The organism is Candidatus Latescibacter sp. IFSED24 (assembly GCF_058273205.1).
Map to the genome: position 1 here is coordinate 2,534,942 of NZ_CM177850.1, position 23,589 is coordinate 2,558,530.

Below are 23,589 nucleotides of genomic sequence, written 5' to 3' on the forward strand. Positions count from 1 at the left end.
CCAGATCAGGCGGTCACCGCGCTTGCGTGGCCTGGTTGGCGAATCTGGTTGCGAGGCGTTCGAGCCAGTTCGTGACCAGGACCGTCTGCGCGTCGTCGACGACCTCATCGCTGGCGGGCTGGAGCAGGTAGGCGCCACTGCCGCCCGGCAGCGGCCAGAAACCCGTGTTGTTGGCCGCCGAGGTGATCAGCTCGGCGGCAACCAGCGACTCGGCGGGCCGGATGTCGAGCATACCGTCGACCTCCTCGATCCGGATCCGCTGCACGCCCACGTCGTTGCAGAGCAGCAACGAGCCGCTGTCCGAAGCCCAGTTCATGCCTCGCCAGTCGAGGCCCTCGCGGGAGAGTTCCCACACCGCTCCCGTATCCGGATTACGCCGCAGGTAGAGGTAGCGCCGGCCGGATTCCGCGGCGAAATAAGTGAACCACTTTCCGTCGGGGGACGGTCGGCACTGGAGCTGGCTGCCGGGTCCACCGATCCACAAGGCGACTTGCGGCTCATCCGCCTGCAGATCGACCCGCCCGATGTCCCAGGCGCTCGCACGGGACCAGTAGGTCGCGAACAGGTAACGACCGTCGGCGGAGATGGCCTGCGGATTCAGGGTGTCCATGATCGAGGTGACGCTGTCAATGGGGGATGACCCGTCGATGGGCTGGCGCAGCAGCCACCAGCGGCCGTCCCCGGCCGTGTCTGCCCAGTAGAGCGTCCGCGAGTCCGGTGAGAAGGCCCCCAGGTTCACGTTGCTGCTCCGATCCGTGAAACGCCTCTCGACGTGCGTGCGCGTGTCGATGAGGTAGATCTCCGAGCCGGCATCGTTGCCGCGCGACACGGCCACCCAGCGATGGTCGGGTGACACGGTCATGCTCGTGTGCAGCGCCTCGGTGCCCAGGGGGGTCAAGGTCCCGGTCTCGGCATCGAGGTAGGTCACGCGGGTGGTGCGCGATGCCGAGGTCCGGGTGCGGTACAGGAGCATGCCCTGAGGCGAGAGGTCGTAGAGCGCGCTGCCGTTGTCCAGCTCCTGGTCGCCCACGCTCGAGGCCAGCTCCTCGAGCACGGGCAAGGGCTGCCCCGACGTCTCCGCGGACTCCGGGTCGAAGGGGATCGCGAAGAGCGTGTTGTCGCGCACGAAGAGCAGATGGCCGGACGCGGCGTACATGGCATAGCTGCCGCCGCGATACACCGTCTTGCGCTCGCCGCTGTCGAGCCACACGATCTGGATGTCGCTCTCGTCGTAATCCTTGCCCGTGAACTGGCAGGTCATCAGGATCGCCCGCCCGCCGGGCAAGGGCATCGGCCAGCGATGGGAGCGCTCGGAGCGGGACACGTCGAGCGACGTGAGCGGGGTGATGTCCCCGGTCTCGACCGCCACCGTCATCAACGGCTCGAAATATGTCGGCGCCAGGACCATGGTGTTCTGGTTGACCCAGGTCATGCCCCGCGGATCCTCCGCGGCGCAGATCGGGATCGGCGCGCCGCCGGTCACGCTCGCCCGGTAGAGGTAGCCGCCCGTCAAGAAGGCCACCCACTGACCATCGGGAGAGAACACGAAATCGGTGGCTTCCTGGCTCCCGTCGACGATCGACACCTCCGCGGCGTCGAGCCGTTTCAGGCCCAGACCCCGTCCCGACAGGTACCCCAGGCGCACCCCGTCGGGCGAGAGCCTCAGCGGGACTCCGTTCCAGCCCGGACCGGGGAGCGTGTCATCATCCGGCAATCGGATCGCCATCTCCAGGGCCGTCGTCGTGGTCGCCGCCCCGCCGCCGCGACCCAGCCAACCCCACGCCGCGATCAGCGTCGTCAGTGCGATCAGGGCCCAGGGCAGCCAGGCCTTCGGCGAGCGCGGCTCCAGGGCCGCCATCATCGTTCCCGTCGTCGACTCGTGCATCGACGAGGGATCGACCGCCCAGCGCCGCAACCGGATCCGTGCCTCGCCGATGTCCCGCAGCCGTTCGCGCGGATCGCGCTCGAGGCAGCGCTTGAGCAGGCGCCGCACCCCAGGCGGGATCGACGCGGGCAACTCGTCCCATTCGAGGTCGGCCCGCAGGACGGCCGCCAGCACCTCGCTCGTGGTCTCGGCCTCGAACAGCCGCTTGCCCGTGAGCATCTCCCAGAGGATCACCCCGAAGGACCATACGTCGGCACGACGGTCGACGGTCTTGCCCTTCGCCTGTTCGGGACTCATGTAGGCCGCGGTGCCGAGGATCGTTCCCTGCATCGTCATGGCCGCCGTCAGCGTCGGTGAGCCGCCAGGATCGCTCTCGTCGACGGCCTGGCCCTCGTAGGCCCGGGCGAGTCCGAAGTCGAGGATCTTCACGGTCCCCTGCTCGGAGACCTTGATGTTCGCCGGCTTGAGGTCGCGATGGATGATCCCCTTCTCGTGCGCCTCCTCCAGGCCCATGGCGATCTGCTCGGCGATCGCCAGCGCATCCTCGAGGGCGAGCGGGCCGGAGGCGATCCGCTGGGACAGGTCGACACCCTCGGCGAGCTCCATCACCAGGAAACGCCGGTCGTCGCTCTCCTCGACGCCGTGCAGGCCCGCGATGTTCGGATGGTTGAGGCTCGCCAGCGTGCGCGCCTCGCGCTGGAACCTGGCCACGCGTTCGGGGTCCGTCACGAGTTCGGACGGCAGGAGCTTGATCGCGACCTCGCGCGCCACGCGCGTGTCACGCGCCCTGTATACCTCGCCCATGCCGCCCTTGCCGAGCAGAGAAAGGACTTCGTAGTGAGCGATGGTCTTGCCGATCAAGGATTCTCCCAGCGATGAGGCATGCAATGGTGGTCAGCATGTCAGATTAGATCCGTGGGACTGTTCCGGCAAGCTGCCCAGGGCCGCATGGGGTCCGGGTCCCGAGCGACCACGCCCCCTCACGGCCCCTCGAACACCACCTCCGCCACCGTCAGCGTCGCCCCCGGCACCGCCGCGTACTGCTCCCACTCCGACCGCACGTCGCGCACCACCGACACCAGCCGGTAGCGCGAGTCGCCGCCGGGCGGCAGCAGCCGCACGTCCTCGTCCAGCTCGAACATCTCGGTCTCCTCGCCCTCCTCGTCGGCGTAGAGCTGATGGCCCGAGCCGGGCGCGTCGAGGCGGTAGTAGTACCACATGTATTCGCCCTGCTCCTCCAGCTCGCGCTCCAGTTCGAACGGCGAGGTATAGCGCTCGGGCGCGAAGCGGACGCGCACGAAGTAGGTCCGATCGCTGCGGTTGGGGACGCGCGCCTCAGGCAGCCCGTTCTCGGACACGCCGTCGAACTCGTACCACTCGACGCGGTCCTCCCATTCCTCCAGATCGCCCAGGTCCACGTCGGCCTGCGGGATCGCGCCGATGGCGAACCGCGTGATCACGGCGTTGGCGTTGACGTTCGCGCTCTCCAGGCGACCGCTGTGGCGCACGGTGAGGTTGCGGGTCACGTCCACGGTCATGTCGGCGTCCAGGGTCACGCGGAAGCGGATCGAGCAGGCGAAGAGGTCGGCCAGGCGCTGGGTGGCGGTGCGCTCGGGCGCCGGCATGGCCGCCAGATCATCCGGGGTGAGCGCCGCGAGCCACGCCGCGACCTCGGTCTTCAGGGGCGGCTGGCTCACCTGATCGCCGAGCAGCGCTCCGATCAGGTAGAGCATGGCCTCGTCGGTGATCACCTCGGGGATGGCGGTGCTCCAGAGCAGCACCGAGTCGGGCACCGTGTACTGGAAGGTCTGGGTCACGAACCCCTGCGCGTCGGCCGTGGGCGCCGGCACGTCGGGCAGCTCCACGTAGCGGCGCTCGACCTCGTCGGCCTCGTAGGGGCCGCTGTAGTAGTCCAGCGCCACCCGCCAGCGGTCGGACACCTCGCCGGGCCGCGGCACGTGGTAGCGGAGGGTCACGGTCACGGTCTCGCCGGGCGCCACCTCGGGCGGGTCCAGCGTCACCGCGAACGGCCGGGTCTTGTCCTCGAGGCCGAGGTGCATCTCCTCGTCGGGATAGGTGTCGCCGCAGCCGGCCACCAGGAGCGGTGCGAACAGGGCCACGGTCAGGATTAGCAGCAAGCTCTTCATGGTCACGCTCCTAGAATTCCACGCGGGCGCCGAGGGCCGGCATGAAGATCCAGCCGTACTCGTTCCGCTTGGAGTAGTCGTAGTTGTAGGTGTAGCCCTCGGGGCTGTTGGCGATGAAGTAGTTGGCGTTCTGCAGGTCCAGGTAGACCGACCAGATGCTCTTCTGTTTGACCCACTTCTTGTCCACGCGCAGGTCGACCCGGAAGTACGGCGCCATGCGCTCGGAGAAGTACTCGCCGCCGATGGGCACGTACTCGCCGGTATCGGCATCCCACTCGAACTGGTCCGACGTGTAGCTCAGCAGCGGGGTCACCGGCACCCCCGAGACGTACTGCATACGGGTGCCGAAGCTCCAGTTGCGGCCCAGGTTCCACGACCCCACCGCCTCGATGTGGTGTGTCTGGTCGAGGCCGTAGAGCACCCAGTCGTCGGCGCTCCATTCGGGGCCGATGTCGGTGCTGGGGCGGCGCGCGTACCGGCGCTCGCTGCGGCCGAGGCTGTAGCTGATCCAGCCGAAGAAGCGGTCGCTGGGCTCGTGGCGGAGCATGAACTCCAGGCCGTACATCCGCGCCTCGGTGTCGGGCACGAAGTTCAGGCCCAGGCTGTCGGTGGGCGAGGGGATCGACTCCTGTGTGTTGTAGTAGCCCTCGACCTTGAGCGAGAGGCGGTCGTTGATCCGCCAGTCGTGGCCCAGCGTGGCGTGAGTCGCCCTGGTGGGCGGCAGGTCGGGGTTGCCGTAGACCGGGTCGGTGGACTGACCCGACGGCTGGGGGTGCTGGTTGTAGGTGCCGAACGATGCGGTGACCGAGCGCAGCGGATGGTACTGCCAGCGGCCGTTGCCGCGCCACGAGACCTCGTCCTTGTCGAGGTGGTCGTAGTAGTCGTAGCGCACGCCGGGGACGAGCAGGAGCTCGGCGAAGGGCCGCAGCTCGAGATTGGTCCAGACGCCCTGCAGGCCGAAGGTCTTCTCCTGGGTGGAACGCTGCCAGCCGTTGGCCTTGACGGTGTATTCGAACGGTGTGCGGATGAGTTCCCCGCCCACCACCGTGGTCAGCCAGGGGTTCAGCGCGGCGGTCAGCGTGTTGCGCGCCTGCCAGAGCGGACCCTTGCCGTCCCAGTCGAACTCGCCGAAGACGTGGCCCGACTCGTGCTGGTGGCCATACGCCAGCCGCAGCGAGTTCTCCACCCGATCGCCCAACCGCGCGTCGTAGCCCACGATGAAGCGGCTGAAGCGGATGTCCATCTCGATCTCGTCGGTGGCCTCGTTGACCTCGCTGCTGCCCTCCTTGGCGTCGGCCACCACCATGGACATCTTGTCCTTCACCGCGAACACGGTGGCGAACAGGCGGTGGTCGGTGTCCTGGCCGTAGTCGAGGCGGCCCACCACGTCCCAGTAATAGGGCGCCATGGCCATGTTGAAGTCCTCGTTGCCGCTGAGCGCCGCGTCCATGACCTCGCCGATGAAGCTGCGCCGCCCGCTCAGGGTCAGCGAGAACTGGTCGCCCAGCGGCCCCTCGGTGTGGAAGCTGGCGTCGAGCAGGCTCGCGTCGAGCACCGTGTGCCAGCGATCCTGGCGACCAGGCCGCCCCTTCAGCTCGACCACGCCGCCGATGCAGTTGCCGTAGCTGGTGCCGAAGCCCCCCGGGTACATGTCGACGCTGCCCAGCGCCAGCGAGTTGTAGGTGGACTTGACCCCGCCGTAGTGGAAGAGCAGCGGGATGTCGATGCCGTCGAGGAAGAAGCGGGTGTCGTAGTTGCCGCTGCCGCGAATCACCACCGCGCCGGGATCCTCCATGGTGGGCCGCGCCACGCCGGGCAGCGCCTGGATGCTCTTGATCACGTCGCCGCCGAAGCCGGCCATGCGCTCGACCTCGGTCACCGACAGGCTCTGCCGCGAGACCTCCTTCTCCTCGCCGCGCCCGTAGACCACGATCTCGTACTCGTTGTACGCGCTGCGCCGCGCCCAGTACTCCACCGCCAGCAGCTCGCCGTCGGCCACGGTCTCCAGCTCCTCGAGCGGTTCATAGCCCGCGTTGGGGAAGGTGAGCGCCACGGCGCCCGGCGGCAGCGACTGGAAGGCGAAGCGACCGTCCTCGTCGGTGAAGGTCACCAGGCGGTCCTCCTCGAGGTACTGCCCGTCGAAGCGGCCGATGCGTTCGAGATACGCCGCCCACGGCACGTCGAGGTCGGCGCCGCGGTCGGCGCCCGGGAACGACGCCACCACCATGGCGCCCGCGAGCGGCACCCGCGTGCCCATCTCCCGCAGCCGCCCCGTGAAGTTGACGTACTGCTCGATGTGCCGCGTCTGCTCGGTGATGGAGAAGACGTACTCGAACTGGACGTAGACCGGCACCGGCTCGCCCGCCACGAGGGCGGGGCTGAAGACGAACTGCGCCACCGCGGCCGCGGCCGCCGCGTCCAGATCGGGCGCCAGACCCGCCACCACGCTCACCGAGTCCACCCGCCCCTCGGCGGTGACCAGCAGATCGAGCAGGACCGGGCCCTCGCGCCCCTCGCGCAGCGCCACCGGCGGATACTCCGCCTCGACGAACGCGAGCAACCGGGGAGCGGTGTCGGGTTCCAGGTACTGAACCGACGCGGTGTCGGGAGCGGCGTCCTGGGCCGCCGCCGGGGCGGCCAAGAGCGACAGCAGCGCTCCCAGGGCCAGGATGATTCCGGGGTTGCGATGGTTCATGACGAGGCTCACTCCTGGAACTCGAAACGGATGCGGTGGACGATCCACACCGCCACGGGTTCGCCGTGGCGCAGTGCGGGGCGGAAGCGGAACTGGCGGAACGCGGCGGCGGCCACCTCGCGCGAGTCGTGGCCCAGATCCTCGAGGATCTCGACCGCGGCCACCGAACCGTCGGTGTCGACGAGCAGACGCGCGGTCACCACGCCGCTGGCGCGGGCGGCGATCAGCGCCTCGGAGTACCGGGGCTTGACCCGGTGCAGTGGCTCGGGCGCCCGTTCGACCGTGCTCAGCGCGGCCAGCTCGCCCTCGAGGTCGGCCGCGGTGGCGGTGAGCGTGTCGGCCACGCCGTCGAGCACGTTGCCGCGCTTGACCACCAGGCCGGTCTGGCGGGCGCCCGCTCCCTGGCCGAGGCCGCGCGCCAGGACCTTGCGCACGCCGTAGACGCGGCGCGGCGCCGGCTCGTCGGCGGGCTCGGGGGCCGCCACGGTCGGCGGATCCACCGGCTCGAAAGCCGGCACGTCCACGGCCTGGGCGAGCACGGCCGCCTCGGGCAGCACCACGGGTTCCGGCTCGGGCGCCACCGGCGCCACCGGCTCGACCACCGCTGGTTCGGGCGCGAGGAACACGATCCGATGCGCCTCCTCGCGCACCTGGCGCACCATCGGCACCAGGTCCACGGTCAACAGGAGCGCGCCCAGGCCCATGAAGACGAGGAGGCTCGTGACCAGCAGCCCCGGCAGCAATCGACCCCGCTGGCAGGTGGCGGTGGGCTGGGCATAGACGGCCAGCCTGTCGGTCAGGACATGCATCACGACCCCTCCCGCAGCACGAGCAGCGACAGATCATGGCCCCCGGCCTGGTTGCAGGTGTAGAGCACGCGCTTGAGCACGGCGAAGTCGAGGCGGCGGTCGCACTGGATCGCCAGCGGGGGCAGGTCGGCGTCGGAGCCGCCGCCGAACCCGGCCAGCGCCACCTGCAGCGGCGCGATGGCCAGCGAGTCGCCGGCCGCGGCCGATGGAAGGTCCGCCACCCGCCGGCCATCGAGGTTGATGCCGGTGGTGGTGATCTCGAGGCTGAGGCGCGCCTCCACCGGCGTGAGCGCGCTGGACCCGGGCAGTTGCAGGTCGGACGACGGGGTGACCAGCTGCCCCTCCACCGAGAAGCTCTTCAGCAGGAAGACCAGCAGGATCACCATCATGTCCACCAGCGAGGTGAGCTGGGGCCGGGCGGTGCCGTTGGGCGCCGGACGCCGGCGCGGCAGGATGCTGCCGGCGCGCATCATGGCGACACCTCCGCCGCGGAACGGTCCAGGTTGGTGCCGCCGGCCAGGCCCACGTCGACGAAGCCCGCCTCCTGGCACTGGTCCAGACAGTGCACGACGTCAGCACAGACCACCGCGTCATCCACCGCCACCACGACCTCGGTCAACGCGGGACGCCGCAGGCGTTCGGCCTGGAGCACGGCCAGGAGCGCGGCCTGGTCGTACTCGCCGCTCGCGTCCAAGGGCAGGCGGGCCAGGGTGCGGTCGCCCACCGCCACCACGAGCTGGTCGGCGGCCACGGCCACGGTCACCGGCAGCTCGGCGGCGGTGCGGGCCTGGCCGGCGCCGTCGTCGGCGGGCAGCGAGAACGCGTGGGTGGCCAGGTGGGCGAACACCGCCATGCTCACCAGGAACGGGATCAGGATGATGAACATGTTCATGATGGGGGTCACGTCGATCTCGCAGGCCTCGGTGGTGCCCGAGGGGCGGCGTGCCAGGATGCTGACCGGTCGGGTGTTCATGGCATGACTCCCGTCAGACCGCGGCCCGCTCGAGGACGGCGGCCGGCTGGTGCTGCTGCGCTTCCTGGCGGGTCTCGAGGTAATTCAGGAGCTTCACGGCGCCGGCGTCGCACTCCTCGGTCTTGCGAGCCTGCAGGCTCGACAGCCGCGTGTAGGCCACCAGGCAGGGGATGGCCACGATCAACCCGAACGCCGTGGTGTTCATGGCCTGGCTGATGCCCGCCGCCAGCACTGACGCCTTCTCGGCCGCCTCCACCACCGCCAGCGAGCTGAACGATTTCTGCAGACCGAAGATGGTCCCCAAGAGACCGGTCAGGGTGGCGATGTTGGCGAGCATGGCGAGGTAGCCGATACGGCGCGCGTACTGCGGTACTTCGCGGATGGCCACCTCCTCCACGCCGCGCCGGACCTCGGCCAGCCCGTGGCCGCCGTTGAACCGGGCCACCGCCTGGGCCAGGATGGCGCCCACCGGGCTGCGACGTCCGGTCACCAGCGCCAGGGCGCCCTTGTAGTCGTTGCCGTTGAGCTTGCGCACGACGCTGGTGACCAGCGTGTCGGCGTCCTCGCGACAGGCCACGAGGTAGAAGAACATCCGCTCGGCGATGACGGCGACCGCGGCGGCCAGCACCGCCAGGATCACCCACATCAGGGGACCGCCGCTGCGGAAGAATTCGGCCACGAATTCGATCATGGTGTTGCCTCCAGTGGCTCGGGAAGGGGATCTCGACTGCGTCGGGCAGGCAATTGCAGCGGACATGCCACGGGCGCGGCTTGCCGAACAGAATCCGCAAGTCGTTCAGGAATAGAACGTTGGCTTGTTCAAGAATAGAACGAGGGGCTGGAGGGAAGGCGTGGGCCGGCGTGCTCGTCGAGCCCAGTGTGACGATCGGCCACAGTCGCCGTCACACCGCCGCGAGGTCGTGGCGGTCAGCCCTCGGCCGCCACCAGGTCGGCCGCCGCCACCGCCGAACGCAGCTCGCGCAGATGCGACGGCAACCGCACCAGCGCCAGGATCAGGCCGAACCAGCCGGCGCCCAGGACCACGTGGCGCACCACGTCGACGATCAGTCGCGCCAGCAGCGCGAGCACGCGCAGACCGAGACGGCAGCGCCGGGCCGCCACCGTGAACGCGTGCTGGATCCGCGCGGCCGCCACCGGATCGCCCGCGGCCGGACGCCACACGTCGAGGTCGAGTCCGGCATCCCAGGTCACCACCAGATGGTCTGGATCCGAGCCGGGGAAGCGCCCGGCCAGCATCAGCTCGACCGCGTCGCGCGCCAGGTCCACCACCCGCGCCACCTCGAGGTAGGTGCTGTAGGCCAGGCCGTAGGCCAGGCGGGCCAGGTTGGTGGCCAGATTGGCGGCCTTCCGCAGCGCCCGGCCGATCAGCGACTTGAACCAGCGCCAGGCGCGCTGGACGCCGTCCCAGATCCGGCTGCCGATGGTCTTGATCCGCGACCACACCGTCGCCAGCAGATCGGGCTCCTCGTGGTCCACCAGCTGCCGGTAGAATTCCTCGCCATCGGTGGCCGTCACCGCGGTGCCCTGCTGGCTCGCCGCCAGACGGGCGAAGAACGCGCTGGTGATCCGCTCGGGGTTGGACTGGCGGCCGCGCCGCGCGTTGCGGACGCCGCTCTGCTGCCAGAAACGCAAGAGCGCGTTGAAGAACGGGTAGCGGATACGGTCGCGTTCGAGGCGGTCGGTGGCGGGCACCTCGTAGGCGCCGCGGCCATCGAGAGCGACGTCGTGGCCCAGCAGCCAGAGTTCCACCGCGGCGCAGGCCACGGCGAAGCGGCGCAGGCATTCGTCGCGGCCGTTGGGGTCGGCCCCGTACGGCGCCATGGGTGCGAAGACCTGGTCGGTGTGTCCCAGCGCGGCTACCAGGGCATCCTGGTCGAAGAGCAGCGCGAGGAGTTCGCGGCCCGCGGCCGGCAGGCTCAACTGCTCGGCCACCAGCGCGAACCGGTGGAGCGCCGCCTGGGGATCGTCGCCCCCATGGCTCGAGTGGTGGCAGCCGAGCACCCGCAGGCGGGCCTGGATCGCCCGATCCACCACGGAACGCCGCGGTTCGGTGAGCCAGCGATTGGCGTCCAGCGGATGCTCGAAGCTCACCAGCTCCTGCAGCGCGTTCCAGGTCTCGGGCCCCACCCAGCCGTCGGCGACGAGCCCCGCCTCGGCCTGGAAGGCGGTCACGGCGGCCCGCAGACCGGCATCGTACGCGGCGGACTCGTCGTCGGTGGCGAGGAAGCCGAGCAGGTGCATGCGCGTGCGGATGGTCCGGTAACGCGCCGCCAGGAGCTGCTGTGGCTGGACCATGGCCGATTCGCTGGTGAGCGGAGTCAAGACCCCGACCTGCCCCGCCTCGGCCAGGATCGCGTCGACCGCATCGAGCTGCGGCCCACCGTCGGGCAGGCTCCCCAGATCCGGCAGAAGGAAGGCATCGACCCCGGTCTCGGGGGTCACAGCAGGCCTTCGAAGACGCCCCTGGCCATCTCCAGCAGCCCGAGCCGGAACTCCTGTCCCGCCTCCACCGCGTCCAGGTGCATCTGCTTCATCTCGGGCGTGATGTCGGGAGCGAAGAGATGGTCGGCGTCACCGTCGATCATGATACGGGAGACGGCCACCAGCTTGATGGTGCCCTTGGGCAGGGCCGCATTGAGCAGGCCGTCGAAATCGTAGCTGGGAGCGGGAGCGGCTCCGGTCCCGGTCTTCTTGCCCGCCGCGGGCAGCATGCCCGTGATGTCGCCGGTGAAGGTGCGGACGTTGAGCTGGGCCAGATCGCCGATTCCCTCGCCGAGTTTCGTGAAGACTCCCATGATCTCGTTCCCCTGCGTCAGGGCACGCGGACAGCCCGCCGTGCCTCGTGGACCGACAGGACCGGCGACAGGGGCATTCCAGGGCGAGCGTCCACGGCCGGCCAGACGAACGGGCGGAGCGTAGCACAGGGTTCAGGACCAGACAACTCACCTATCTCCCGGGGCCGCCAGCCCCGCCGCCGATAGCAGCGCATCGATACCGCCGTGCATCCAGGCGCGCGTCTCGTCGCTCCAGCAGTCGTGGGTCTCGCCGGGGACCCAGCGCACGTCCAGTTCCAGACCCTGGGCGGCGAGTTCGGGTTGCAACAGCTCCAGCGGCTCGTCGAGGAACCAGGGGTCGTCCGTGGCCATGACCACGTGCAGCCGGCCGGCCAGGCGGTCGTGATGCTCGGGCCATTGCTGACGCAAGAGGCGACCCAGGTCGAACCGGGCCCAGGCCGCGGCCACCGCGGGGTCCACCACGCCACTCTTGCGGTCGAAGAGCGGGCGGGGGCGGCCATCGGCGGCACGCGGGCCGTAGACCGCCTCGAACGCCGCCATCTGGCCCCCGGGCCCCGTGAGCTCCTCGCGCCTGACGGCCTGCCGCAGCGTGGTCCGGCCACTGCGATCGGCAAGACGCTCGTGGCCGCCCGCATCCTGATAGACGTTGACGCCGGCCGCGTAGATGTCCAGCTCGTGGCCGAAACGGCGGAAATCGAGATAGTCGGGCGAGGCGGCCCAGCAGCCGCCGAACTGTTCGGGGGCGTTGAGCTGCAGCCAGATCGCGCCCCAGCCGCCCGACGATTGACCCGTGAGGAACCGGGCATCGGCCGACGGGATCAGGCGGTAGCGCGTTTCGAGGTAGGGGATGAACTCGGTCACCAGGGCGCGACCCCAGGGGCCGAGATTGTCCGAGTCGGCGAAGCAGTGGTAGCCCTCGGGCACCGCGTGGTCGAGGAAGACGAAGACCTTGTCGTCGCCGTACTCGTCCATGCCGTAGCGCTGGCGCTGGCCGTCACCCCAGTGGATCGCCTGGCGGCGCGAGCCCCAGCCGGGGATGACATACACCGTGGGATAACGGCGTTCGGGGTGGTCGTCGTATCCGGGCGGCAGGACCACCGCCGCCGAGAGCCAGCGATCGCGGCCGCTGAACTCGCTGACCAGCCAGCTCCGGAGCATCTCCTCGCGGATGCGCTCGGTCTCGGGGAACTCCCAGGCCGGCACGACCTGGATCAGGGGCAGCGCCAGCCTCTGATGCCGACCCGCCACCACGGTGACCGGCTGCTTGGCCGACAAGAGGTTGCCCGGCACGTACCCGTGGCCGTGGTCGACCACGTTGGTGTCGAGGATGGCGCGGACCAGATACGCGCCGGGCGGGACGGCGTCCAGGCGGACCGGATCGCCGTCCCGGGAGGCATCGACCAGACGGGACTGCCCGGGCCGCCAATCCCGGACCTCGCACGCCACCAGCGGCGCCCCTGGATAGGGTCCCCAGAGCGGATCCAGTTCGGGGTCGGTCGCGAAGATCACCAGCAGTCGGCCGGCGACCGGTCCGGAGCCGAGGCTGTCCGGAAAGGCGACGTCGATGGTGAGCGACCCCGTGGTCCGGTCGGCCGGACCGGAACCGCAACCGAGGCAGAGCAGCACGGGAATGAGCAGCGGGGCGAGACGGCGCATGACGACCTCCTGCCTGTTTTGAGGCGCCGGGGCGGCGAAAGGTTCACGGTCTTTTCCGTGGTCGGCCGGCCCGTCGCGACCACGAGACCATGGACAGGACCCCGGTAACAACGGTAGTATCTCCAGCGTACCAACCGGATCGAACCCATCGCGCTGCTCGCCCGCAACCCAGGGGTGGCCCTCATGACCACGACCTCCCGCCGTGACTTCCTCAAGACCTCGGCGCTGGCCAGCGGCGGCCTCCTTCTGGCCGACCCCCTCGCCCGCCAGCTCCTGGCCCAGTCCGCCACGCCCGCCGAGATGGCCATCGCGCGCTGGGATCCCGCCACTCTCGCCGCCGCCGACCTCGCCGCCGCCGCCACCCGCCTGACCGAGGCCGCCATGGCCGCCGTGGGCGGCATGGGCCGGTTCGTGAGCAAGGGCGACGTGGTGTTCGTCAAGCCGAACATCGGCTGGAACCGCCGCCCCGAGCTGGCCGCCAACACCAACCCCGACGTGGTGGCCACGCTGGTGCGGCTCTGCTTCGAGGCCGGCGCCAAGACCGTCAAGGTCGGCGACAACACCTGCCATCCCGCGCGCCAGTCGTACCGCACCAGCGGCATCGCCAAGGCCGCCGAGGACATGGGCGCGCAGATCGTGTACATGGACAAGCAGCGGTTCCGCGAGGTGGCGCTGGGCGGCGAACGCCTCGACGCCTGGCCGGTCTACACCGAGGTCCTCGAGGCCGACCTGGTGCTGAACGTGCCGGTGGCCAAGCACCACGGCCTGGCCGACGCTTCCATGGCCATGAAGAACTACATGGGCATCATCGGCGGCCAGCGCAACGCCTGGCACCAGAACCTGAGCGCCTGCCTCTGCGATATCACCGCGTACATGAAACCGCCGCTCTGCGTCCTGGACGCCGTGCGCACCCTCACTGCCCACGGACCCCAGGGCGGCAACCCCGACGACGTGGCCATGGTGGGCACCGTGGCCGCCGGCACCGACATCCTCGCCCTCGACGCGCTGGCCTGCGAGCTGCTCGGCCGCGACCCGCTGAAGATCGACAGCGTCCGCGCCGGCCTCGAGCGCGGCCTGGGCGTGGCGGACTACCGCACCTTGCCGCTGGTGGAGCAGACGCTCTCGTGAGCGCCTACCGCAAGGCACGCCGCCTGATCTGGACCCGACGCGCGCTGCAGACCGTCTTCCTCGTCCTCTTCCTGGTCCTGGTGGCGGCCAATCGTCCCACCACCGGCACCACTCCCACCGCCCCGGTCACCATATTCTTCGACCTCGACCCGCTCGTGCTCGTGGGCACCTGGCTGGCCACCCACTCCCTGGCGAGCCTGACCCTGCTGAGTCTGGTCACGGTGCTGGTCACCCTGGTGTTCGGCCGCGTGTTCTGCGGCTGGTTCTGCCCCTTCGGCACGCTGCACAACGCGGTGGGCTCGCTGCGGCGACGGTTCCGGCGGGTCGTCCCGCGGGTCGAGGGCTTCAGCCGCTGGCAGCGCGCCAAGTACTGGCTGCTCGCCTTCCTGCTCGTGATGGCGCTGTTCGGCGTCCACTGGTTCGGCGTCCTCGACCCCTTCTCGGTCTTCTACCGCAGCCTCACCGTGGCGGTGCTGCCGGCCGTGGACGCGGGCATCAGCGCCACCGCCAACACGGTCTACCTCGGCGATCCGCACCTGGGCCCGCTGCACCTGCGCGACCTGACCGAACCGGTCTACCGCTGGTGGCAGGAGCACGTCACCGGCCCCGAGCTGCGGGTCTTCGCGGGGTCGGGGGTGATCTTCCTGATCTTCGTGGCGGCGCTGGTGCTGAACCTGGTGCGCAACCGGTTCTGGTGCCGCTACGTGTGCCCCCTCGGCGCGCTGCTCGGCACGCTGTCGACGCGACCGCTCCTGCGCCTGCGCAGCGATCCCGACGCCTGCAACGGCTGCGGCAAGTGCACGCTGCGCTGCCCCGCCGCCGCCCAGCCCGAGAAGCCGGACGAGTGGCTGGCCACCGAGTGCTTCGGCTGCTGGAACTGCGTGGGCGCCTGCCAGAACCAGGGGCTGGACTTCGGCTGGGACCTGCCCTGGCGGCGTCCCTCGCGCGGCGCGGTCGACGTGAAGAAGCGGCAGGTGCTGGCGGCCGTGGCCGGCGGCGTCGGGGGCCTGGCCCTGATGCGGATGGTGCCCGCCGCCCACGGGCACACCTTCAACCCGACGCTGATCCGGCCGCCCGGCGCGCGGCCCGAGCGCGCGTTCGTCCAGCGCTGCATCCAGTGCGGCATGTGCATGCAGGTCTGCCCCACCGGCGGCCTGCAGCCCACCTGGCACGAGGCCGGCCTCGAGGGCGTGTGGACACCCATGCTGGTGCCCGCCATCGGCTACTGCGAGTTCGAGTGCCACGCCTGCGGTCAGGTCTGTCCCACCGGCGCCATCGAACCGCTGGCGCTGGCCGACAAGAAGAAGGTCAAGATCGGGCTGGCCTACTTCGACACCACCCGCTGCCTGCCCTACGCCTACGGCCGCGAGTGCATCGTCTGCGAGGAGCACTGCCCGGTGCCCGACAAGGCCATCACCTTCGAGCTGCGCGAGGCCACCCAGCGCGACGGCTCCACGCGCATCCTCAAGTTCCCCCGCGTCGACCCGGACCGCTGCACCGGCTGCGGCATCTGCGAGACCAAGTGCCCGTTCCAGGACCGCGCGGCCATCCTGGTCACGAGCGCGGGCGAGACCCGACATCCCGACAACCAGCCCCTGCTCGGCGGGGGCGGCGATCCTTACGGCGAATCCCTGGGCTACTAGCGAGAGGTTGGGACCATGAATCCGGAAACCAAGCAACGCGACCGCGGTGGCGCCCTGTCCCGCCGGCACTTCCTGCTGACCGGCGGTGGCGCCGCCCTGGCCGCGGCTGCCGGCTGCGGCAGCCAGCCCGAGGTGGCGACCCCCACCGAGGACCCCGCCCCGACGGGCAAGATCGCCCGCTACCGCAAGCTGGGCCGCACCGGCTTCATGGTCTCGGACATCAGCATGGGCTGCGGCAGCATCGCCGACCCCAACGTCATCCGCTACGCCTACGACAAGGGCATGAACCTCTTCGACACCGCCGAGTCCTACGGCAACGGCGATTCGGAGAGCAAGATCGGCCAGGCCATGCAGTTCATGGACCGCGAGAAGATCTTCGTGGTCACCAAGCTGGGGATCGACGAGCGGCCCGACGAGCAGGATATCCTCGACCGCTTCCAGAAGAGCCTCGAACGCCTGCAGACCCCCTACGCCGACGCGCTCTACATCCACGGCATCGCCGACGTCACCCTGGTCACCCACGAACCGTTCCACAGCGCGGTGGCCAGGCTCAAGGCCGACGGCAAGCTGCGCCACGCGGGCATCTCGAGCCACGGCCCCCGCGGCGACGAGCCCGACAGCATGGAGAAGGTCCTGGGCGCCGCCGCCGCGGACGGCCGCTTCGACGTGATGCTGCTGTCTTACGGCTTCTTGAACCAGGATGAGGGCGAGCGGGTGCTGAAGATCTGCAAGGACAAGGACGTCGGCACCACCATCATGAAGTCGGCCACCGGCCTGCTGGAGATCCCCGTCCTCGACCCCGAGAATCCCAGCGAACAGGTCCAGGGCTGGCTCGACTACCTCGAGGGCCTGGGCAACACCCGCGAGGAGGCCCTCGAGCGCATTCGCGCCTACCTCGAGCGGCGCATGCCCGAGTTCGAGGAGAGCCTCGAGGCCACCAAGCCGTTCCTGGCCAAGTACGGCCTGAAGACCCAGGACGAGCTGGACATCGCCAGCTACCAGTGGGTCCTGCGCAACCCCGACGCCCACACCATCTGCCCGTCCATGGCCAACTTCGACCTCATCGACAAGTACCTGCCGCTGTCGGGCACCCAGCTCTCGGCGGCCGGCGAACGCCTCCTCCACGAGTACGCCGCCGCGTTCGGCTCGCGCGAATGCCGCTTCGGCTGCACCGACTGCCGCGACGCCTGTCCCGAGCAGGTGCCCGTGAGCACGATCATGCGCTACGCCTACTACTACCGGAAGCAGGGACGCCAGAAGCACGCCATGCGGAAGTATGCGCGCCTCGGCAGGGCCAACGCCGGGGTCTGCCTCGACTGCGACGCCCCCTGCACCGGCGCCTGCCCACGCGGCGTCCTGGTGCAGCCACGCCTCTTCGAGGCTCACGGTCTCTTGACCTCGGTCTAGGAGCGATCATGAAGCCTGCAATCAAGGTCCTGGCGGCTCTCGTGCTCATCCTCACCGCCTCGCCGCTGGCCGCGCAGCCGGGCCGCGAGGCGGTCCCCGTCCCCATCCCCGGCGGCTGGACCGCCCCCGACCAGGAATACCGCTACGGTCCGGACAACCTCTGGGAGTACATCAACGGCGCCGCCGAGCTGTTCCTGGCCTACGGTTTCCGCGAGCTGGCCGTGCGCGATCTCGAACGCGGCGACCAGTTCCTCACCGTGAGCCTCTACGACATGGGGCGCCCGCTCAACGCCTTCGGTGTCTACGAGCGTGAACGTCCCCAGGGCGGCGAACGCCTGACCGGCGTCGGCGCCGAGGCGTCGCTGCAACCGCCCTACCAGGGGCTGCTGTTGAAGGATCGATTCTACGTGAAGACCGATGCGGCCGGCGGCGACCTCGCCGCCGAGGACCTGCGCCAGATCCTCGCCGAGGTGGCCGCGGCCCTGCCCGGCAGCGACGAGTTGCCCGTGGAGCTGAGCTACCTGCCCGAGGACGGTCGACTCCCCGGCACCGTGGAATACAGCCACCAGGACTTCGCCGGCCTCTCCGACCTGGGCGGCGTCATCCATGCCGAGTATCAGGACCCGGGCGGGGCATCCGCTTACCGCCTGTTCACCTTCCGGCCGGGCAAGGACCCCTTCGCCGGGCTCACGCGACGCTGGCACCTGCAGGAGGAGGCCGGCGCCGTGGTGGCCTGGCGCGAGGTCCCCTACCAGGGCACGGTGGTCATGCGGCGGGTCGACGACCGGGTGCTGGGCGCGCTGGGCTTCGCCGACCGCGAATCGGCGCTGGCGGTGCTGGTCGACCGGCAAGGAGACTGAGCGGTCTCGCGTTGCGGTCTCGCCGGAGGCTCGGTTACCTTGGCCTGTCAGCGGCGGCTCGCCGCCGTGCGATCACCATCCCCATGCAGACAGGCGCGAGATGACCGACCAGTTCTCCATCGACGTGCGCAGCGAGGTCGGCCGCCTCACCGGGGTCATCCTGCACCGCCCCGGCCCCGAGGTGGCGCTCATGACCCCGGCCACCGCCGCCCGCGCGCTCTATAGCGACATCCTCAACCTCGAGGTGGCCAGCCAGGAATACGACCAGTTCCAGGGCGTGCTCGAGCGCTGGACCCGCACCTTCCAGGTCCGCGACCTGCTCACCGAGATCCTCGACAACAGCCGGGTCAAGGAGACGTTGCTCGACCGCATCTGCCGGCGCGAGCAGGTCGAGGAGCTGAAGCCGCAGCTGCTGGCCACCGAGGCGGCCGAGCTGACCCGCTGCCTCGTCGAGGGCGTGCCGCTGGAGCGCGACAACCTCACCCGCTTCCTGAGCGAGGACCGCTTCGCGCTGCCGCCGCTGCACAACTTCTTCTTCATGCGCGACGCCGCCGCCGCGGTGGGCGAGCGCGTGCTCATCGGGCGCATGGCCAGCGCGGTGCGCGAGCGCGAGGCCCTGATCATGGAGGCCATCTTCGACTTCCACCCGCTGTTCCGCACCGAGACCGTGAATCCGCTGCGCCTGGGCGCCGACCACGCCGCGGTGACCATCGAGGGCGGCGACGTCCTGGTGGCCCGCGAGGACGTGCTACTGGTGGGCATCGGCCAGCGCACCAGCACCCAGGCCGTGGACTTCCTGCTCGAGCGCCTCAAGACCCACGCCGCCCCACGCCACGTCCTGGTGCAGGAACTGCCCCGCGAACCCGAGTCGTTCATCCACCTCGACATGGTCTTCACGCTCCTGGACAACGACGCCTGCATGGTCTACGCCCCGCTGGTCCTCGAGCACAACCACCACGAGACCGTGCACATCCACCTGGAGAACGGCCAGGTCCGGCGCATCCACGAGGTCGACAACCTGCTGGCCGGCCTCGCGGAACTGGACTTCGACCTCGAGCCCATCGCCTGCGGCGGCGCCGAGGACCGCTGGCTCCAGGAACGCGAGCAGTGGCACTCGGGCACCAACTTCTTCGCGCTGGCACCGGGCAAGGTCCTGGGCTACGCGCGCAACGCCCACACCATCGCCGAGCTCGAACGGCACGGTTTCGCCGTGTTGCCCGCCCGTGACGTCATCGCGGGCCACGCCGACCCCGATCAGCACGCACGATGCGTCGTGACCATCGACGGCTCCGAGCTGGCCCGCGGCGGCGGCGGCTGCCGCTGCATGACCCTGCCGGTGGGCCGCGAGCCGGTGGCCTGATCCGAAGCGAACCCGATCACCGTGGAGGTCGATCCGTCATGAAGATCCTGATCGTCGAGGGCAGCCCCCTCGCCCGGCGCCTCATCAGCGAGGAACTGCTGCCCGACGGGTTCGAGGTCCGCGAGGCCGACAGCGCCGCCACCGCCCTGGAACTGCTCACTTCCGAACCGGGCTTCGACCTGATGACCCTGGGCGTGGTCCTGCCCGATGCCGACGGCTTCGAGTTGCTCGCGTCGCTCCAGTCCACCGAGCAGCTTGCCCGGCTGAAAGCGGTGGGCAACGCCGAGGTGCCGGCGATCTTCGTCACCGCCAACGACACCGACACCGACCGCCTGCGCGGGTTCCAGGTGGGCGCGGCCGACTTCGTCCAGAAGCCCTGGCCCCGCGGCCACCTGCTCACGCGGATCCGCGAGGTCCTGGGCCAGCGCCCGACCTACGACGAACTGCACACGCTGGTGGTCGACGACAGCGCCATGGCCCGCGGTTTCGTCCGCCAGAGCCTGACCCGGCTCGGAGTGACCGTCCACGAGGCCGACGACGGCGACACCGCCCTGGCCTTCCTCCAGAGCAACCCGGTGGATCTGGTCATCACCGACCTGAACATGGCGCGCATGAACGGCGACCTGCTCTGCCTCAAGATCCGCAGCGAACTGGGCCTCGACGAGCTGCCGGTGATCTTCTTCTCGGCCAGCGACGACAAGCGCACGGTGCTGTCGCTGTTCAAGATGGGCGCCACCGATTACGTCACCAAGCCGTTCCTCCAGGAGGAGCTGCTGGCCCGGCTGCGCGGCCACCTCGAGCGGATCCGGCTGCAGCGGGCGCTCGCAGCGGCCACCGCCGACACCCAGGCCGCACCGGCCCCCGTGGCCGAGTCGGCACCGGCCACCGGACTGGCCGGCGTCCGCATCCTGCTGGCCGAGGACTCACCGGTCAGCGCCCGGGTCATCGGCACCCTGCTCGAACGGCTGGGCTGCGCGGTGGTCCAGGTGGCGGACGGCGAACAGGCCGTGGAGCAGGCGACCACCGCGGCAAGCGACCCCTTCGACCTGATCTTCATGGACCTGGAGATGCCCGTCCTCGACGGACTCGACGCCACCCGCCGGATCCGGACCGGCGAGCAGAGCGGGCAGGTCGGCAACCCGGTGCCCATCGTGGCGCTGACCGCCCACGACCAGGCGAGCCACCTGGCCACCTGCCTGGAGGCGGGCATGAACGATTTCCTGGTCAAACCCGTGGCCGCCTCCGTGCTCGACCGGACGCTGCGGCACTGGCTCAGGCCTCGCTCTTGAATTCCTGCAGGCGCTGGAACGAGAACCGCGCCTCCTGAGGCTCCACCAGCCGCAGGAAATCGGCATACGGCATGGTGATCACCTCGGTGTGCGAACCGGCGTTGAAGACCATGATGTCGGTGTCGCGCAGGTGTTCGTCCACCAGGACCCGCATGCCGTAGAGGTTGCCGAACGGCGGCATGGCGCCCAGTTCGCAGTCGGGGAACCGCAGCTCGAAATCGTCCTCGGTGGCCAGGCTGATGGTCTCGGCCCCGGCCACTTCCCGCAGCATGTGGAAGTTGACCTTGTGCTCGGCAGGCACCACGGCCATGGCCAGCAGGCCGTCCAGCTTGACGAGCACCGTCTTGGCGAACGCGCGCCCCGGCACGCCGGCCTTGTGGGCCACGTCCTGTGCGGCATACGCCTTGGGGTGCTCGGTCAGCTCGAAGTCGACCCCGTTCTCGGTCAGGTAATCCAGGAGTTTGTCGCAAGGCATGGCCGCTCTCTTTCGCTGGTGGGTGACGAGCCCTGGTGCGAAGCGGCGGTGCTGGGTCCCGCGGGCGGGCGACTGTCCCGTGTTGGCAGGTAGGCGGGTTCGGGACCGGTCGCGTGGGCACAAATTAGGCAAACCTGCGGAGGGCGGCCATTGGTCGGCCGGGACACGATCGGGCGGGGTCCTTCAGCCGGTCAATGGGCCTGCAACTGCCGCCTCAGATCAGCCGCACGGAGCTGCAGATCGTAATCCTCGGCATCCTCCACCGGCAGGGCCAGGGCCTCCTCGAGCACGGCGAGCGCCCGACGGGGATCGAGAGGTCCGGCCTGGTGCCAGGCGAAGATCTGGTCGCCCAGCGCATCGGCGAGATAGGCATAGCCGGCCGACCGGCGGGGGTCGCGGGCGATGAGGTCGCGCAGGACCTCCTCGCCGCGGACCGCATCGCCGGCGCAGAAATGGAACAGCCCGAGGCTGGCCTGCAGGTTCTCGCGGTTGAGTGCGTCCTCGGTGGTGAACTGGTCCAGGGCGAACTCGCAGAACGCCACCCCCGCGGCGGCCGCCGTCGGGTCCTCGGCGGCCTCGGCACTCAGGGCATCGAGATAATCGTACAGCAGATCGGTGAGGTCGTGGCTGCCGGCATGGGCCGGATCCGCGGACACAAGGTCCGTCATCGCCGGCGTCAGCCGCGACCGGATGCGCGCCCAGCCCTCGCCGTAGAGCCGGCAGGCCGCCGCCATCCTGCCCGCCCGGGTCTCCGCGAGCGCCTTCCGGAACAGGGCTTCGCTTCCCGTCCCTGACGCCGGTGCGCTGCCGCCGGGAGCGTGCTCACCCATCACCGTGGTCCTTTCGCCATCCGGCCATCCTATCGAGCTAGCCTGCTAATATCCCTGCGCGAACACCACCCGCCCGATGCTGGGCTTCCCGCAGTGCACGCACTGGCCCGGCGTCTCGTCGCGCTCGAAGGGGATGTTGCGGATGGTCACCTTGGTCTTGTCCTGGACCGTCTGCTCGCAGGCGCCGTCGCCGCACCAGTGTGCCATGGCGAAACCGCCGCCCTGGTTCTCGTAGAGGTCGAGGAACTGCTCCCAGCTATCGACCAGATGGGTGTTGGCGGCCAGCCGCTCCTGGGCGCGACGGTAGAGGTCGTCCTGGATGCGCGCGAGCTCGACCTGGACCCCGGCCACGACCTCGGCGAACGGCACGATGGTCTTGGCGCGGTCGTGGCGCGCCTTGAGCATGACCGACGCGCCGGCCAGGTCGCGGGGCCCCAGCTCCAGGCGCAGCGGCACGCCCTTGCGCTCCCACTCGCTGTACTTCCAGCCGGGGCGCAGGTTGTCGCGGTCGTCCACGTGCACCGGGCCGATGGCCGGACGCAGCTCGGCGGCCAGCTTGCCGGCCGCCGCGCAGACCGCGGCCTTCTCCTCGTCGCTCTTCCAGATGGGCACGATGACGGCCTTGGTGCCGGCGATGCGCGGCGGCAGCACGAGGCCGTCGTCGTCGCTGTGGGTCATGATCAAGGCGCCGATGATCCGCGTCGACATGCCCCAGCTGGTGGCCCACACGTGGTCGACCTCGCCCTCGGCGTTCTGGTACTTCACGTCGAACGCCTTGGCGAAGTTCTGACCCAGGTCGTGGCTGGTGGCCGCCTGCAGCGCCTTGTTGTCCTGCATCATGGCCTCGATGGAGAAGGTCTCCACCGCGCCGGCGAAGCGCTCGTTGGCGGTCTTGGCGCCGGTGATCACGGGCATGGCCAGGATCTCCTCGGCGAACCAGCGGTAGGTCTCGAGCATCTGCAGCGTCTCGGCCCGGCCCTCCTCGGCGGTGGCGTGGGCGGTGTGCCCCTCCTGCCAGAGGAACTCGGTGGTGCGCAGGAACATGCGGGTGCGCAGCTCCCAGCGCATGACGTTGGCCCACTGGTTGATCAGGATGGGCAGGTCGCGGTAGCTCTGGATCCACTTGCGGTACATGTCCCAGATCACGGTCTCGCTGGTGGGGCGGATGATGTACTCCTCCTCCAGCTTGGACTCGGGGTCGGGGATCACGTCGACCTTGCCGTCGCGCACCACCTGCTTCAGCCGGTGGTGTGTCACGATGGCGCATTCCTTGGCGAAGCCCTCGACATGCTCGGCTTCCTTCGCCAGGAAGCTCTTGGGGATCAGCAGCGGGAAGTAGGCGTTGACGTGGCCGAGCTCCTTGAACCGGTCGTCCAGCGTGCGCTGGATGTTCTCCCAGATGGCGTAGCCGTTGGGGCGGATGACCATGCAGCCGCGCACCGGCGAGTTGTCGGCCAGCTCGGCGGCGCGGATGACGTCCTGGTACCAGCGGCTGTAGTCCTCGCTGCGCTTGGTGATCTCGGCCATGGGTCTGGTTCCTTTCCGGGGAAGCCGGGGGCTACGCGACGGCCCGCGGCGACGTGCCGCGGGACCGCAGGAAGATAACACAGCGGCGG

At 69.8% G+C, this 23,589-nt stretch carries 19 protein-coding genes; 6 read left to right on the forward strand and 13 right to left on the reverse strand.

Going from position 1 to position 23,589, the window contains the following annotated elements; translation table 11 throughout:
- Positions 1–13: 13 nt before the first annotated feature.
- The 10 genes from IFSED24_RS10140 to IFSED24_RS10185 form a co-directional block, all read right to left on the reverse strand.
- Positions 14–2,746, reverse strand: a complete 2,733-nt coding sequence (locus IFSED24_RS10140) for a protein kinase domain-containing protein (protein WP_491331346.1) — start codon at positions 2,744–2,746, stop codon at positions 14–16.
- A 119-nt stretch (positions 2,747–2,865) separates the two neighbouring features.
- Positions 2,866–4,032 carry a hypothetical protein gene (locus IFSED24_RS10145; protein WP_491331347.1) on the reverse strand — a complete coding sequence of 389 codons (1,167 nt, stop codon included), beginning with the start codon at positions 4,030–4,032 and terminating at the stop codon, positions 2,866–2,868.
- Positions 4,033–4,042: 10 nt separating this feature from the next.
- Positions 4,043–6,727, reverse strand: coding sequence for a TonB family protein (locus tag IFSED24_RS10150; RefSeq protein ID WP_491331348.1), 2,685 nt, complete (start codon positions 6,725–6,727; stop codon positions 4,043–4,045).
- Between the two features lie 8 nt (positions 6,728–6,735).
- Positions 6,736–7,536: an energy transducer TonB gene (locus tag IFSED24_RS10155; protein WP_491331349.1), complete on the reverse strand. Its 801-nt coding sequence runs from the start codon at positions 7,534–7,536 to the stop codon at positions 6,736–6,738.
- On the reverse strand, positions 7,536–8,009 hold the full coding sequence (locus tag IFSED24_RS10160; protein ID WP_491331350.1) for an ExbD/TolR family protein: 474 nt from the start codon (positions 8,007–8,009) through the stop codon (positions 7,536–7,538). The genes IFSED24_RS10155 and IFSED24_RS10160 overlap by 1 nt, the downstream gene beginning before the upstream one ends.
- A complete protein-coding gene (locus IFSED24_RS10165; protein WP_491331351.1) occupies positions 8,006–8,509 on the reverse strand; it encodes a biopolymer transporter ExbD in 504 nt (167 codons plus the stop codon). The genes IFSED24_RS10160 and IFSED24_RS10165 overlap by 4 nt, the downstream gene beginning before the upstream one ends.
- A gap of 13 nt (positions 8,510–8,522) precedes the next feature.
- Positions 8,523–9,200: a MotA/TolQ/ExbB proton channel family protein gene (locus IFSED24_RS10170; RefSeq protein WP_491331352.1), complete on the reverse strand. Its 678-nt coding sequence runs from the start codon at positions 9,198–9,200 to the stop codon at positions 8,523–8,525.
- 236 nt (positions 9,201–9,436) lie between these two features.
- Positions 9,437–10,972 carry a peptidoglycan-binding protein gene (locus IFSED24_RS10175; RefSeq protein WP_491331353.1) on the reverse strand — a complete coding sequence of 512 codons (1,536 nt, stop codon included), beginning with the start codon at positions 10,970–10,972 and terminating at the stop codon, positions 9,437–9,439.
- The gene (locus tag IFSED24_RS10180; protein ID WP_491331354.1) at positions 10,969–11,325 is read right to left on the reverse strand and encodes a hypothetical protein; all 357 of its coding nucleotides are present in this window, start codon (positions 11,323–11,325) and stop codon (positions 10,969–10,971) included. The genes IFSED24_RS10175 and IFSED24_RS10180 overlap by 4 nt, the downstream gene beginning before the upstream one ends.
- Before the next feature lie 147 nt (positions 11,326–11,472).
- Positions 11,473–12,981 carry an alpha/beta hydrolase gene (locus tag IFSED24_RS10185; protein ID WP_491331355.1) on the reverse strand — a complete coding sequence of 503 codons (1,509 nt, stop codon included), beginning with the start codon at positions 12,979–12,981 and terminating at the stop codon, positions 11,473–11,475.
- A 183-nt stretch (positions 12,982–13,164) separates the two neighbouring features.
- Between IFSED24_RS10185 and IFSED24_RS10190 the strand changes: the two genes are divergently transcribed.
- From IFSED24_RS10190 to IFSED24_RS10215, 6 genes are all read left to right on the forward strand, one after another.
- Complete coding sequence (locus tag IFSED24_RS10190; protein WP_491331356.1) at positions 13,165–14,109, forward strand: DUF362 domain-containing protein; 945 nt, start codon at positions 13,165–13,167, stop codon at positions 14,107–14,109.
- Entirely contained in the window at positions 14,106–15,752 is a 1,647-nt protein-coding gene (locus tag IFSED24_RS10195) for a 4Fe-4S binding protein (RefSeq protein WP_491331357.1), read from the forward strand. Before IFSED24_RS10190 ends, IFSED24_RS10195 begins: the two co-directional genes overlap by 4 nt.
- A gap of 15 nt (positions 15,753–15,767) precedes the next feature.
- Entirely contained in the window at positions 15,768–17,159 is a 1,392-nt protein-coding gene (locus tag IFSED24_RS10200) for an aldo/keto reductase (RefSeq protein ID WP_491331358.1), read from the forward strand.
- An 8-nt stretch (positions 17,160–17,167) separates the two neighbouring features.
- Complete coding sequence (locus IFSED24_RS10205; RefSeq protein WP_491331359.1) at positions 17,168–18,019, forward strand: DUF6599 family protein; 852 nt, start codon at positions 17,168–17,170, stop codon at positions 18,017–18,019.
- 100 nt (positions 18,020–18,119) lie between these two features.
- Complete coding sequence (locus IFSED24_RS10210; protein WP_491331360.1) at positions 18,120–19,379, forward strand: arginine deiminase; 1,260 nt, start codon at positions 18,120–18,122, stop codon at positions 19,377–19,379.
- Between the two features lie 38 nt (positions 19,380–19,417).
- Positions 19,418–20,668, forward strand: a complete 1,251-nt coding sequence (locus tag IFSED24_RS10215; protein ID WP_491331361.1) for a response regulator — start codon at positions 19,418–19,420, stop codon at positions 20,666–20,668.
- On the opposite strand, the gene IFSED24_RS10220 is transcribed toward IFSED24_RS10215, so the two are convergent.
- From IFSED24_RS10220 to proS, 3 genes are all read right to left on the reverse strand, one after another.
- Complete coding sequence (locus IFSED24_RS10220) at positions 20,652–21,143, reverse strand: aminoacyl-tRNA deacylase (RefSeq protein ID WP_491331362.1); 492 nt, start codon at positions 21,141–21,143, stop codon at positions 20,652–20,654. The genes IFSED24_RS10215 and IFSED24_RS10220 overlap by 17 nt on opposite strands.
- A 191-nt stretch (positions 21,144–21,334) precedes the next feature.
- Entirely contained in the window at positions 21,335–21,973 is a 639-nt protein-coding gene (locus IFSED24_RS10225; RefSeq protein ID WP_491331363.1) for a hypothetical protein, read from the reverse strand.
- A 45-nt stretch (positions 21,974–22,018) separates the two neighbouring features.
- Positions 22,019–23,500 (reverse strand): proline--tRNA ligase, encoded by a 1,482-nt coding sequence (gene proS, locus IFSED24_RS10230; protein WP_491331364.1) that lies wholly within the window; start codon positions 23,498–23,500, stop codon positions 22,019–22,021.
- Positions 23,501–23,589 lie beyond the last annotated feature (89 nt).

What these genes read in the sequence shown, in the direction of transcription:
- IFSED24_RS10145 (WP_491331347.1), bottom strand. Translation starts at nt 4,032, where the DNA reads ATGAAGAGCTTGCTGCTAATCCTGACCGTGGCCCTGTTCGCACCGCTC.
- IFSED24_RS10150 (WP_491331348.1), bottom strand. Translation starts at nt 6,727, where the DNA reads ATGAACCATCGCAACCCCGGAATCATCCTGGCCCTGGGAGCGCTGCTG.
- IFSED24_RS10155 (WP_491331349.1), bottom strand. Translation starts at nt 7,536, where the DNA reads ATGCATGTCCTGACCGACAGGCTGGCCGTCTATGCCCAGCCCACCGCC.
- IFSED24_RS10160 (WP_491331350.1), bottom strand. Translation starts at nt 8,009, where the DNA reads ATGATGCGCGCCGGCAGCATCCTGCCGCGCCGGCGTCCGGCGCCCAAC.
- IFSED24_RS10165 (WP_491331351.1), bottom strand. Translation starts at nt 8,509, where the DNA reads ATGAACACCCGACCGGTCAGCATCCTGGCACGCCGCCCCTCGGGCACC.
- IFSED24_RS10170 (WP_491331352.1), bottom strand. Translation starts at nt 9,200, where the DNA reads ATGATCGAATTCGTGGCCGAATTCTTCCGCAGCGGCGGTCCCCTGATG.
- IFSED24_RS10180 (WP_491331354.1), bottom strand. Translation starts at nt 11,325, where the DNA reads ATGGGAGTCTTCACGAAACTCGGCGAGGGAATCGGCGATCTGGCCCAG.
- IFSED24_RS10185 (WP_491331355.1), bottom strand. Translation starts at nt 12,981, where the DNA reads ATGCGCCGTCTCGCCCCGCTGCTCATTCCCGTGCTGCTCTGCCTCGGT.
- IFSED24_RS10190 (WP_491331356.1), top strand. Translation starts at nt 13,165, where the DNA reads ATGACCACGACCTCCCGCCGTGACTTCCTCAAGACCTCGGCGCTGGCC.
- IFSED24_RS10200 (WP_491331358.1), top strand. Translation starts at nt 15,768, where the DNA reads ATGAATCCGGAAACCAAGCAACGCGACCGCGGTGGCGCCCTGTCCCGC.
- IFSED24_RS10205 (WP_491331359.1), top strand. Translation starts at nt 17,168, where the DNA reads ATGAAGCCTGCAATCAAGGTCCTGGCGGCTCTCGTGCTCATCCTCACC.
- IFSED24_RS10210 (WP_491331360.1), top strand. Translation starts at nt 18,120, where the DNA reads ATGACCGACCAGTTCTCCATCGACGTGCGCAGCGAGGTCGGCCGCCTC.
- IFSED24_RS10215 (WP_491331361.1), top strand. Translation starts at nt 19,418, where the DNA reads ATGAAGATCCTGATCGTCGAGGGCAGCCCCCTCGCCCGGCGCCTCATC.
- IFSED24_RS10220 (WP_491331362.1), bottom strand. Translation starts at nt 21,143, where the DNA reads ATGCCTTGCGACAAACTCCTGGATTACCTGACCGAGAACGGGGTCGAC.
- IFSED24_RS10225 (WP_491331363.1), bottom strand. Translation starts at nt 21,973, where the DNA reads ATGGGTGAGCACGCTCCCGGCGGCAGCGCACCGGCGTCAGGGACGGGA.
- proS (WP_491331364.1), bottom strand. Translation starts at nt 23,500, where the DNA reads ATGGCCGAGATCACCAAGCGCAGCGAGGACTACAGCCGCTGGTACCAG.